The following is an 11,990-nucleotide window of genomic DNA, read 5'->3' as shown; positions in this document are numbered from 1 at the left end:
GAGGACCTGTGTCCCGCAAGAGCATTGCTGCAACACTGATCCCTGCTGCGCTCGCCGCAGGGCTGGCCGCGTGCAGCAGCGACGAAGAGCCCTCTGCTGCACCGATCAGCATTCTGACCGCACCCGCACCCGCGACCGAGTCGCCGTTCGGCGCGGACGCGATCAGCAAGCTCGGCGTGAAGATCGAGCGTGACAATGCGACCGCGATCGTCGAAACCGTCGAGCAGCGCGGCGGCACGCCGAAGCAGGCGATCGCAGCCCTTCTCGCGACCGAGGCGGAGACCGGATGGAGGTCGGGGAGCCGGATGGCCCCGCCTGCGACGGACATCCGCGACATCTTCGGCTGGCGGCTGGCGTATAACCTAGCGGCCGACTCCGCGGATGTCGTCCGGGCTGCGACCAACACCTTCATGGACAACGCCGGCACTGTCACGATCAGCGTTGACGACCCGTGTGCTTACGCGTTGGCCGTCCAGAAGGCGGATCCGCGGGGATACAACGAGGCGGAGCACTTCTACAAGAAGGGCGAGACCGCGGCCGGCGAGTATGCCGCCGCCCTGCCGAAGGCACAGGAAGCGTATACGGAGCTGCGTGGATCCCAGTAAGCGTCGCGACACCCCACCGCGGTGGGCGTGTTGTTCCAGCTGTTCACGAGAGGTATGTGTCGCCGCCTTCGCGGCGACGAGGACAGTGCTGCATCCGCAGCAGTGCGATGATTCCGAGGTTCTTCCATGCAGTCCCGTCTTCGATCCGCCCTGCCGAGCGTGCTCATGGCGGTGGGTACGTTCCTGCTCACCGTTGCCGTGCTGGTACCCACCTACGCGGCGCCGCGGATCAAGAAGCTGCCGCTCGATCTCGCCGTGACCACGGTCTCGACGGCAGAAGCGACGGTGGTGGATTCGGTGGCGCTGGCGATGGGCCGTCCGAAGATCGAGACAGGTGTGCCGGTGATCGCGCAGCGCCATGTGACGGTGCAGGACCCGGTCAGCGCCGACATGGCGACGATCGAGGCCGGGCTCACGATCCGCCGGACCGACAAGCGCGGCGATGCGGGTCTCCTCAGCGCGAGCGTCGACCGGGTTTCGGTGAACCGGTCCACCGGAATGCCGACCGGGGATGTCGCGACGATCCAGACCAGCCCAACCGAGCCGGCGGTCGAGGTTCCGCGTGAGGGGCTTCAGTACAAGTTCCCCTTCGGGGTGGAGCCGCGCAGCTACCCCTACTTCGACCTGAACATGCGCGAGAGCTTTCCCCTCGACTTCGTCGAGGAGACCGAGATCGACGGTGTGCCGGCCTATCATTTCAGCCAGACGGTGGGACCGTCGGACACGATCGACGCGCTCGGTGCCCCCGGCACCGAACTCACGTTGCCCGGGACGACGTGGGGCATGGACACTTCAAACCTGGTGACGATGCACCGGATCTACAGCACGGTCCGTGATCTGTGGGTCGAGCCGGTGACCGGCCTGGTGCTCGATGGCCGCGAGAGTGTCCGGCAGGCGTGGGGCCGGACCCCGGACGACATGTACTTGATGCCATTCCTCGAGATGACCACCGGGTTCGACGAGGCGACCCGCGCCGACCAGGTCGAGATGGCCACCACATATCGACGGATGATCCAGTGGGGCACGGTCTACGGACCGATCGGCGCGGGCGTTGTCGGTACTGCGTTGCTGGTCGCGGGTGTGGTGCTCGGTGTGCGGGGTCGGCGCTGCGGCCGTCCCTTGGCTACTGAGCCGGGGACGGAGCCGATGCGTCTTTTCGCTCCCGCCGAGTGACCGTGAGTCGGAAGCCGGACGGCTTGAGGGTCATCTGCTCGGCGACCTCGAGGGTGTAGTCGGGGTCGACGGTGAAGTTGTAGCGGTGCAGGATCGTGGCGAGCGCGAGAATCATCTCGTGGTAAGCGAACTGGCGGCCGATGCAGGCTCGCAGGCCGGTGCCGAACGGCTTGTACCCATGGCCGGGTCGCGCGCGAACCTCCTCCGACTGGAATCGGTCAGGTCGGAACTGGTCGGCGTCTGCGCCCCACACCGCCGGGTCGCGGTGTACCTGTTGCAGGACGACCATCAGCCATTGCCCCTGCTTGATCGGGTATTGGCCGTCGATGACTGTGTTGCGCTTGGCTTCCCGGAAGTAGCCGGGCGAGGTCGGCCACAGCCGCATCGTCTCGTCGATCGCCCGGCGCACCGTCCGCAGCTTCGCGACGTCCTCGAATCGCACCACGTCGTCGGCCGGCCACAGTGCGTCGACCTCGGCTCGAGCCTTCGCGGCTTCGTCGGGATGGGTAGCCAACAGGTACAGCGCGAACGACAACGCGGAGGCGGTGGTCTCGTGGCCTGCGACCAGGAACGTCAGGATCTGGTTGCGGACATTGCGCGCATCGAGCTGCTCGCCGGTCTCCGGGTCTTTCGTGGTGAGCATCAGGTCGAGCAGATCACGCGGTTCGTCGTGCGGATGGGCCTGCCGATCCGCGATGACGTCGTCGACGACCTGGAACATGTATTCGACGTTGCGCTGGTGCTGGCCGGTCCGACCGGTCAGGGCGTCGATGATTTTGCGGCCCGGAACCGGAACCCCTTGCGCCTGAATGTATCCGAGTGAGTCCTTCAGGGCCGGCAGGAACGGGTCGACATCGGCTCGGGTGAATGAGTCGAATCGGTAACCGAAGCCGCAGCGGCCGATCGTCTCGAGCGCGAACTTGGTCATCTCGTCGGCGACATCGAAGTTCCCGGACGCGTCGTCCCACGCGCGACACATCTCGTCGACGACGTCGGCCATCGTCTGGTGGTACGAGCGCATCGACGCCTGGGAGAATGCCGGCGCCAGGATCGCGTGGGCTTTGTGCCAGTTCGGTTCGTCGTTGTAGGCGGTGAACAGACCGTCCTCAGCAATCGGGCGCAGCAACTGGAGCGGCCGCGGCACCGCCTTCTGCCAGGTCGCGTCGTTGTTGACCTCGGCTGCGATGTCGGCGCCGCCGACGAACGTCAGCCGCATGCCGAGGATGCGACGCTGATAGATCGGTCCGATCTCGCCGAGGATCCGGGCCGTGTTCTGCATCGGCTTGACCGCGTCCAGACCAATGATGTCGCCGATCAACGGCACGCGCTTCGGCGGATGAGGTGGGCGCACAACACCCATCGACGGCTCCTTCGATCCAGGTGGCGCGCTCGTCATCCGAACACCGGACTTAGCGCACAGGTCGGTTGCAGTGTATGAGCCTGCGCGCAGCTTGTGCGCGTTCGCAGGGCTAGACTTCACCGGGTCCGGAACCGCGAGTTCGGAGGGCTGCGGTTCAAACGTCGCATCGGGGGTGCTTGATGAGCGTTGGAGTGCCAGCGCACACAGACACTGGTTTGCGCGGGCAGTTGCTGCCGGTGGTGACCAGTCTCGGCCTCTCACGCAAGTGGACGATCAACGAGGCCGTCGCCGCCACGAGCCGGGTCACCGGACGCAAGATCGTCGTCGAAACGATGGACCCAGCCGTCACTACAGCACGCGGCGGCGCGACTGCCTGCGGTCTGACGGTACGCAACTGTGGTGTCGACACGATCTTCCTGCGGCCGACAAGTTCGCCTGCACAGCAGAAGCAGAGTTGCGGCCACGAACTCGGCCACATACTGCTCGGGCATCTGGATGCGCCTTTCGACAGCCCGGACGACGACTTCGACGCTCACGAGCTCGCAAATCGGCTGATGGGAACGAACATCCCGCGCGACGTGTGCACCGCGGCGCTCCGGCGCGTGAACTCGATGTTCTCCGAACATGACACCGACTTCAGGCCCCGGTTCAGCACCCGAATCGAACTTGAGGCGGAGGTGTTCGGAACACTGCTGGTGATGAAGCCCGACCACAGTGCAGCGCGGGATCGACCCGCGGCATTCCGGCTGTTTTGAGCATCAGTCGACGCCGCAGGCGGACCGGCAGTGACATCGGTCGGCGTGCAGCACAGGCGAGCATCGCTCTGCTGGCGGCGTTCACGCTCGTCGCCGTCATCGCACCCTCGCCCTACCGTCCGGTGTCGTACCTGCTGTGGAACGCGGGCTATCTGCTGATGGTCGCGATCATCGGATTGCGGCTGCTGTTGGTCAACGACACTACGTTGGACCGCACCGCCAATCGCGCGGCCGCGGCCGCCGGGTTTGTCGTCGTTCTATGTGATCCGACCGTCGCGCTGCTCGTCAGCCATGTGCTCCCCTGGGGTGCTCCCCAACTGACCGACCTGTGGCATGCGATCTTCATCTACACGTGCTTCGTGCTGGTCGCACTCGTGCTCCATCTCGACCAGCCCGAAGAGGACGGCACGCGCCGACGGGGATTCGCGTTCTATGCGATGCCCGCAGTGATCGTGGCCGTGCTCCTGGCGCTCAGCTACCCCAGCGCCTCTGCCGGCCACGAGATGTACGTAGAACCCGACTGGAGGTTCGCTACCTACTTCGTCCTCTACGCGCTTGTACCGATCGCTCTGTGCGTGGTCGCACTGTGGGTGTTCGCGCGCCAGTACAACGGCGCGCAGGGCCTGCGGGAATGGCTCGGCCTGGGGATGATCCTGGCGTGTGGATTCATCGGCGCGCTCAGCGTCGGGAGCATCGCCTTCGGTGCCGTCATGATGGCTCGCGGAACCGCCAGCGACATTCTGATCTCGGCCACCATCTCACGCGTGCACGGCCGGTTCATGCTGCCGTTCGTCCTGGTGGTGTTGCTGTCGTTCCTGCCGAGCCTCAAGGACGCGGGCAAACGGTGGTGGATCGGCCATGAGATCCGGCTCCTACGACCGATGTACGAGGACTGCACGAAGGCCATCCACGATGTGGTGCTCACCCTGGAAGACTCCGAGTTCGACGCTGAAGAACAGCTCCACCGGATGAAGGTCGAAATCGCCGACGCACTCCTCGAACTGACCCCACGGATCGAGCCGTTGCCCGACTCTGTACGCATGCCGAAGCGCGGCAAGTACCTGAGCCGGTATGCCGTGGAACTGGTGTTGACTGCGCGTGCGATTGCTGCGGGCGAAGAGCGTGAGGTGACCGATCGGATGCCGTCGACGGGTGTGGATCCGTCACTGATTGCCGAGCATTGGCTCAAGGCTAGGAAGAGGGCTGATCGGATCGTCGCGACCCGTCAGGCATCCGAGAAAGAAGTTCGAGTAGAGCCTCGACCGCGTCCGGACCGAACTGCGTCCCGTCAGCCTCGACCTTGATTCCCCGAGCAGCCACGCTCGTCACACCGGTACGTTGCAGTTCGGCCACGAGGCGCGCATGCCGCTCGAGGTCTTCCTGGCTGTAGGCGGGCTTCTCGCTAGGAGTGCCGCCCGCGAGGACGGCCGCTGCACTGCCCTGGGCCCAGCCGAGCCCCTGGTCAATCTTCGCCAACGTCGTTCCAGTCGGGCGCGGCTTCAACCCGCGCACGATGCGGGTGAAGCTCTTGGGGCTGGGTCCACCACGCTCGGCAACCTGCTCGAACGTCAGGGCCAACTCGACGCGACGTGCGGACATGAAAGTGCCCAGACGCGCGATCTCGGGACTGGTCAGAACCTCCGCCATAACAGGGATGATACAGGCGTCAACCACCAACATGACGCCTCCATACCGGCCTTATCCGCATCCTCTATCGAGCCACTACCGCCGTGTTGCCTTTGTTTTCCCGATTTTATTCCGATACGGTGACTGACGTGCGTCCAGGAAGCGGATCTGAGCATGCGGCCGAACCGGCCATACACAGTCACGTGTCGTTGTCGAGCCTGCAGACAGCTACAGGACTGCAGACCGCTATCAGTACTGCAGACCGCGGGGCCCGCGGGGCCCGCTGGGCGCCACAGGAAGGCTACTGCGGCTACTACGCTGGAGTGCCCGCCTCACGGTTACGTGCACGCCGATGCGCCGCGCGAAGGTCATCTGGCGAAATCCCTAGAGCGGACGATAGTTTCGTCGCCACTTCGTCGGTTAGGCGCGCTTCGCCTCGCTCGATCGAACCCACCATCGCCGTACTGACACCAGCTCGGGCGCCGAGTTCAGGCTGCGTCATTCCGATCAGAATTCGCCAATCACCAGGGAATCGGTCATCCTTGGGGATCGAGACCAGCGCCGCAATCTCGATCTCCAGGGCGCGCGCCACCCTGGCCAGCACATCGATTTGCGGTGAACGGGCACCCGTTTCCCACCGGGACAACGTAGCGACACTGATGTCCGCAAGCCGTGCGAGATCACCACGCTCCATGCCCGCCTGGACCCGCGCCGCCACCAAACGGTGCGGGTCGAAGCCGCGCATCACTCGACGAGACACAGAATCAGTCCTCAGTGCAGGTTGGCGACGATTGGTAGACACCATGCCCCTCCAGATATAGGCTCGGCACGTCGGCAAATTATGTCGGTACATATTGTTGGCAACACGTGGTTGGGAGGATCGCACTTGGGCCACGAGATATGAACAGCCCCCGACTGTTAGCGCAGTCAGGGGCTGCCCTGAGAAGCAAGTCGGCTGTTAGCGCAGTCGACCCGCCATGAGGCAGTGGGGTCAGCACCCGCCGCCTCGATTGCAGATACACGGAGACCTGCAAATGAACACGTTAGATGGCCACGGGACCACACGCCTAGTTGGGGTTCGCGTCGAAATCGATCCTCGCGTCCGCGATGCCGCAGTAGACCCGAGCGAGACCGAATCCACGCCGAGATCTGAGCTGCGTCTGTGCGCGCTGAGCTACATGCTGCACCATACACACTTTCGCATCTCCTCCTTCCGCGCCCCTTCATGCGCCAGCAGGGAACTCACCTCTTACCGGAAGCTCCACGGGCGAGGCTCAACTCCAATAACGCCAACCCACGCAGCCTTCCACGAAGTTGAACATCGACACCCAATGACAAATGGTCCCCGATCCACGAGGGGGCCGGTGCCGCAATGAGGTTGCATACGAGCACGGCTCCCGCTCGCAGCTTGTTGCCGATTAGGGTCGCCAACGAAGCCTCGAAGAGTGCCCCCAGACCTAGAGAGTCAGCAGATAGTCGGAGCGTCCGCACTGTTCCCGAACGTCCTCAATCGACCCTCCGGATGCACGTACCGGATCGCTGCGGCTCCTCCTGCATGGCTTGTGGCTTCATTTTCACGCCAGTCGCTCCCCTGTGTCCCGCGGTCGCTCTAGCCTTGCGCGAGCTCGCCAAAACCGGGAACCGAAGACCGACGACCAACATCAACTTGAGTGCCATCGAAACGCCACGACTTCGCATGATGGCTCAAGACCACAGCGGCGAACGACGCTGCAGGCGCTGTGGTTTCACCTACACCGCAGGTGTACAGGCTTGCCCTACACTGCGACGCCTCACAGCCGAACTCGAATCACGAGGGGCAGCTGCCATCACACAGCCTCGTGCCGACAGCGGGTTGTGCGAGGGGAAGGGAGCTGGATGGACCGTCGGGGGACGGGATCCCTCTCCCTGGCGAAGGGCACTCGAGGCATGCGGTAGATGCCCCCTACTTCAACAGTGCGACAGCGAGCTTGAGCGCAGACTCGCGAGGGGCGAAAAGATCACTGGGCAGATCATGGCCCGGCGCGTGTTCAGTGTTGCGGGTGACGAGATCTCGTCCGATGGACTTGAGTCCTATGCGATAGCCTGCGGCAAGCCGAAGAAGGCCATGAAGCGTCGACAGACGACAAAACCAGCGACTACCTCTCGGGTCGGCGGGTTTCAAGCCGAATCTTCGTCGAGCCCCAGCAGACAGGCAACCTCTCCGAGCACAGTCACACCTGCCCCTGGTGCAGCCGCGTGATCACCGTCAGCCCACTCGAGGCGATCGCATGGGGCATCACTGATCCACCTGCGAGCGAGGATCACGCTGAGGTCGACCGATGGGCGTGGTTCGCCGGTTTGTATGCCGATCGTCGGTGGGGATTGGTGTCAGCTATCCCTACTCTCCCATACAGCTATACGGACCAGGTCGCGGTTGCCTGCCGGCTGACTGGTTTAGGGAGAGCGACACTCACGATGTGGCGGAGGGTCGCGGGTCTGGTCGAGACCGGAATCGTCAACGCCTCGTCGAACGGTGAAAGGCTCGCGTGGTCGGCGATCGCTGACACGGTGACCGATGCGTATGACCACATCAGCGGTCGGCAGTTCAGTGGGACCGAGGCGGTCCTAGGAGTCTTCGCCGCGGTCCACTCCTCGTGTAGCGCGCGGGGTGCAGCCAGGTTCGTGGCCACTGCGCTGGCCGAATGGGAGGCGCTGATCGATCCGTACGTGAGGAGGACCGCATGACACTACTTGCCTCCGACCGGGACGGTCGTCGGTGGGCGCTTCTGTCGGTAGACGGGGTTCTACGTGCCCGCCTCATACAGGGGGAGACGTCGCCAGCTGCCATGGATCTATGCGATCTCGTTGAGACGTGCGGGCCGGTGGTCCTCTCCCCCGCTGCTGCCGAATCGGTTGGTTATGCGGCGTTCGTCGACACTGTGGAACTTGTCGCACGTGACCCGGCAACTGCGTCGATAGACCAGGTCGGTCAAGTGGGGGCATTCGCGCTCGCGGTTGTCGAGCGAGGACGTCGGCCAGTGTCATGACGGGACCCACCCGGTTCGTCGCCCGTGCGGTCGATCCATGTGGAGCGGGATCGTCGCAACGCACCACCCATCCCAGCATTTCGGGACTTTGTGTTCGGTGTTGGTTTTTCACGCATGAAGGTCCGGGACCCGAGGCGGTGTCGTGTGCCCCATGGCCGAATTTCTCCACACACGACGATCAAGAGAAATTCTCGCGGGAGTTTTAGTCGGGCGAGTCGCTGCGCAATTCGATTGATTGAGTATGGTGAGATATGGGCGGCTGTATCCAACCCAAATAGGAGGCAAAAAGTTACCAACCAGTAACAAGTACAGAACTACATAGCAGCACAACCCAAGACAAAACCCCCTTTCGGGGGCCTTGTCACTCGACCCGCACCACCGCGCCGAGTTGAAGCTCTGCCGAGCTTGTTCAGTTCTCTGTCCGAAATCGGCTTTCTTTGGGTGAGTTCGAAGTTGCCGCTTCGAACTCGGGTGTTGCGTCAACCTGGGCTTTCCTACCGGATTGGCCCACTTCCCTGGAGGGACTACCGTGAACGGTACGTCTCAGGGTAGCGCATACCCTGACAAAGCAACAACACATCCACACGACTCTCTCGGCGCGTCGCTGATTTCAGGAGTGCGTGCGTCTACCGATACCGATTCACAAACTCTCGACGAGCAATTGGCTGTCGCCGCGAAAGCAGCAGCAACAAATGTCGCACGAATCGAAGAAATCAATAATTCCAGCGAGCAAAAGGGGCGATCCTGGTCCCTCCCCGTCGATCCAAATGAGCAATCAAGAACACCGATTTGGTCCAGTCGAAAGCAATGGCAGCACCAAGTGCGGCAAATTCTCAATTCCGAGACGGGCCTACAAAGATGCAAAGAGCACAGCATCGACCCTGAACGGGTTTACGCTGCCGCAGTGACCATGGCGAGCGTGGCGGATCACCGCACCGGCCGACGCGTAACCGCATCCAGAGAACACCTCGCACACAAGGCCGGCATCTCCGTCACCGTCCTCAAACGGGCCCGCCGAGTGTTGTCCGTGCTGGGAGTAGCCCGAGAAATGGTCCGCGGCCGGCTTCTCCGCACGATCGAGCAGTGGGCTGCCGAAGCCCACCACGGACGCCACCAAACCAAGGCAACCAGCGTGTGGGCGCTCCTCTCCCCCAGAACCGCCATCGTCGAGTCCCCTCGGACCGCCACGCCCACCGATAAGCGACCGAGACTCGGTTATCCACAATCAGGCGACCGTGGCCCCCAATCTCTTGGTACTACTCTTAGTTCTTCTTCTTCCGTAAGGAAGAACTCCACAACGCGCACGCGTACGTGCACGAGGCGGCAATCATCCCCACCTACACACAAGCAGCGGGAAATCTCGCTTCAAATCGCTGCTGCAGCGCTAGTTCGGCACGCCCCAGCTTTGAACCCTCCTGGACACATTGGGGCCGTTTGTGACGCACTCAGGGCCCATTCCGTCGATCCGAACCGGTGGTCCGGACGTGACATCGCTCGAGCACTGAGCGACGACACCAAGGCCCGCGGTTGGCTGTGGCCTGACGCGGGGGCACTCAAGAATCCCGTTGCCTTCCTCCGCTGGCGGCTTGCCCGAATCGATTGGTCACTCCCCTCCCCCACTGAACTCGCCATCAAGGCACGGGACGACCGCCAGATCCAACGTCAGTTGGCCGCAGGAGAGTTGAGGGATCGAACCGCGCACACCGCGTCCAGGTCCGTCCGTGAAGCTGCGATGGCACATGTACGGTCTGCCCTAAAGACGAAGTGACCGGCCGTCGATTTTTACCGCGGTAAAGAATCTCATCAACAGGACTGCGCGCTCTACATCCAAGACCCAAGATCCCAGAACTCGCATCGAACTCAACTTGATTCCGCATACGCGGCATCCCCAGTGGGTCTTTACCGCGGTAAAGACTGAAACGCCAAGTCGGAGCATCAACGGTCGAAGTGGCGCTCTAAGCCGCGTGCGAAAAGGTCTGCTCGGGCCGTTCCCTATGATGCGTACCGAGGACCTGATCTCTTTACCGCGGTAAAGACGCTGACTCATCCCGGCCGATCTGGGTAGGGCTGTGAGCTACGCGATGTCCACGCGAACCATCGCACGAGCGTCTTGTCGCGCGGCAGCAGGGCTGATACCGATTGCGAGTCTTTACCGCGGTAAAGACTCGAGCCGATGCCGGCTCCTCGAACCATCCGAGAATGCCGCATGGGGCCATCCGATTGACCTCCCGACAAGATATGCACCGAGCGCGTTCACCGCCTAGAGACCTGGACGACCCAGTGAGTCTCTACCGCGGTAAAGACTCACTGGGTCCACTCCCCGATCCGCCGCTCCGGTCTCGCCAACAGATTGTTCGGTGTTGCATATGGTGGGGTGCGTCCTGTCCCGGCCTTAAGTCGGGATCCAAGGTGGCTTGCTGCAGGCCGCCGACTCAGGATGCTGACCAGCGTTCAGTCTTTACCGCGGTAAAGACTGACACCCTCGCGCGCAGTCATGGCAACAACAGCAGCAGTGCGTGCGTGGCAATCGCTCGCACGCCGACGACTTGACCTTGATCTTCCTGCCGATCCATCCCGGCCTCCATCTCGATCGAGTGGCATCGCCGTGCTGCTTCTTTACCGCGGTAAAGAAGCAGCACTCAGCCTCAGCCTCTGCATCCACATCCGAGCGTGCCTGTACGGGGTGTTCGTCGTTGTGCTGAGCCGGCTCGGGCCACCGGACTTCAACAGTTCCATAGATAGCGCTTGCCCGTCTCCATCGCCACCAGTGAGTCTTTGCCGCGGTAAAGACTGAATCGCGGCGCAGTCGGTAGGCCGTGTGATGTTCCTGTTGAGGCGGAGCGCGTGCTAGCGCGTCCACGCCATGCAGCACTTCGAGGAAGGCCGTCTACATCGCGGCAGTCTTTACCGCGGTAAAGACTGCCGCGATGCCAGGGCGGTTCGGGTATCCCGGATGTTTGGTAGAACGTTCGGGGCGGCGCGCCGAGACTGTCCTTCCCGACAACCATGTTGATCAGGCTTGAATCTCACCGACCATCACGCTCTCTTTGCCGCGGTAAAGCAAGTTCGAGTCTGCGCGCGGTTCTGAGCCCACCCGTATCAGCTCTTTACCGCGGTAAAGAGCTGAGAGGCAAGTTGGGGATCTCTCGCGCACCGGAGCGCGCACAGAGAGGGGATCCTTCCGTCATGGCGTTCAGTAGTCGGTGCTGCTTCCTAGGCCATCTGACCGCAGCTCACTCCCGAGAGGACCAGTCTTTACCGCGGTAAAGACAAGACTCTTCATGCCTCCAGTTCGTGAGGCAATCTCTGAAGCCTCACCACGAATGATTGTCCTGCATCTTTACCGCGGTAAAGAGTTGCCATGAGGGACGTGTGTCGTGAGAGCCGTAACGCCTTTCAGGGCAGCTTCGTCGGGGTGTCTCAGCTTCGCGCAAGGCTGTGCCCA

The 11,990-nt window shown here is 62.8% G+C and carries 8 protein-coding genes; 5 read left to right on the top strand and 3 right to left on the bottom strand.

Annotated elements, in window-relative coordinates; all coding sequences use genetic code 11:
• Positions 1 to 8 precede the first annotated feature (8 nt).
• Entirely contained in the window at positions 9 to 605 is a 597-nt protein-coding gene (locus ACFYVR_RS23325) for a hypothetical protein (RefSeq protein ID WP_387477657.1), read from the top strand.
• 126 nt (positions 606 to 731) lie between these two features.
• Complete coding sequence (locus tag ACFYVR_RS23320) at positions 732 to 1,778, top strand: DUF3068 domain-containing protein (RefSeq protein WP_387477654.1); 1,047 nt, start codon at positions 732 to 734, stop codon at positions 1,776 to 1,778.
• On the opposite strand, the gene ACFYVR_RS23315 is transcribed toward ACFYVR_RS23320, so the two are convergent.
• Positions 1,729 to 3,138 (bottom strand): cytochrome P450, encoded by a 1,410-nt coding sequence (locus tag ACFYVR_RS23315; RefSeq protein ID WP_387477651.1) that lies wholly within the window; start codon positions 3,136 to 3,138, stop codon positions 1,729 to 1,731. The two genes, ACFYVR_RS23320 and ACFYVR_RS23315, sit on opposite strands and share 50 nt — an antisense overlap.
• Positions 3,139 to 3,353: 215 nt before the next feature.
• Here ACFYVR_RS23315 and ACFYVR_RS23310 point away from each other — a divergent pair, with 215 nt between their 5' ends.
• Together ACFYVR_RS23310 and ACFYVR_RS23305 are read left to right on the top strand one after the other, a co-directional pair.
• A complete protein-coding gene (locus ACFYVR_RS23310) occupies positions 3,354 to 3,893 on the top strand; it encodes an ImmA/IrrE family metallo-endopeptidase (protein ID WP_387477648.1) in 540 nt (179 codons plus the stop codon).
• Complete coding sequence (locus tag ACFYVR_RS23305) at positions 3,890 to 5,197, top strand: DUF6545 domain-containing protein (RefSeq protein WP_387477646.1); 1,308 nt, start codon at positions 3,890 to 3,892, stop codon at positions 5,195 to 5,197. Before ACFYVR_RS23310 ends, ACFYVR_RS23305 begins: the two co-directional genes overlap by 4 nt.
• Here ACFYVR_RS23305 and ACFYVR_RS23300 read toward each other — a convergent pair.
• Together ACFYVR_RS23300 and ACFYVR_RS23295 are read right to left on the bottom strand one after the other, a co-directional pair.
• On the bottom strand, positions 5,085 to 5,540 hold the full coding sequence (locus ACFYVR_RS23300; RefSeq protein ID WP_387477643.1) for a helix-turn-helix domain-containing protein: 456 nt from the start codon (positions 5,538 to 5,540) through the stop codon (positions 5,085 to 5,087). The genes ACFYVR_RS23305 and ACFYVR_RS23300 overlap by 113 nt on opposite strands.
• A gap of 292 nt (positions 5,541 to 5,832) precedes the next feature.
• Positions 5,833 to 6,264: a helix-turn-helix domain-containing protein gene (locus ACFYVR_RS23295; protein ID WP_387477641.1), complete on the bottom strand. Its 432-nt coding sequence runs from the start codon at positions 6,262 to 6,264 to the stop codon at positions 5,833 to 5,835.
• 1,490 nt (positions 6,265 to 7,754) lie between these two features.
• On the opposite strand from ACFYVR_RS23295, the gene ACFYVR_RS23290 reads away from it, so the two are divergent.
• Entirely contained in the window at positions 7,755 to 8,243 is a 489-nt protein-coding gene (locus ACFYVR_RS23290; RefSeq protein ID WP_387477639.1) for a hypothetical protein, read from the top strand.
• The last annotated feature ends 3,747 nt before the right edge of the window (positions 8,244 to 11,990 follow it).

It is taken from the genome of Rhodococcus sp. NPDC003318 (assembly GCF_042879035.1).
GTDB lineage: Bacteria > Actinomycetota > Actinomycetes > Mycobacteriales > Mycobacteriaceae > Rhodococcus_G.
Note: the sequence above shows the minus strand (reverse complement) of the source record. Positions and strands in the feature narration are given on the sequence as shown.

Coding starts and splice junctions, on each gene's coding strand:
- ACFYVR_RS23320 (WP_387477654.1), top strand. CDS start 732: ATGCAGTCCCGTCTTCGATCCGCCCTGCCGAGCGTGCTCATGGCGGTG.
- ACFYVR_RS23315 (WP_387477651.1), bottom strand. CDS start 3,138: ATGGGTGTTGTGCGCCCACCTCATCCGCCGAAGCGCGTGCCGTTGATC.
- ACFYVR_RS23300 (WP_387477643.1), bottom strand. CDS start 5,540: ATGGCGGAGGTTCTGACCAGTCCCGAGATCGCGCGTCTGGGCACTTTC.
- ACFYVR_RS23295 (WP_387477641.1), bottom strand. CDS start 6,264: ATGCGCGGCTTCGACCCGCACCGTTTGGTGGCGGCGCGGGTCCAGGCG.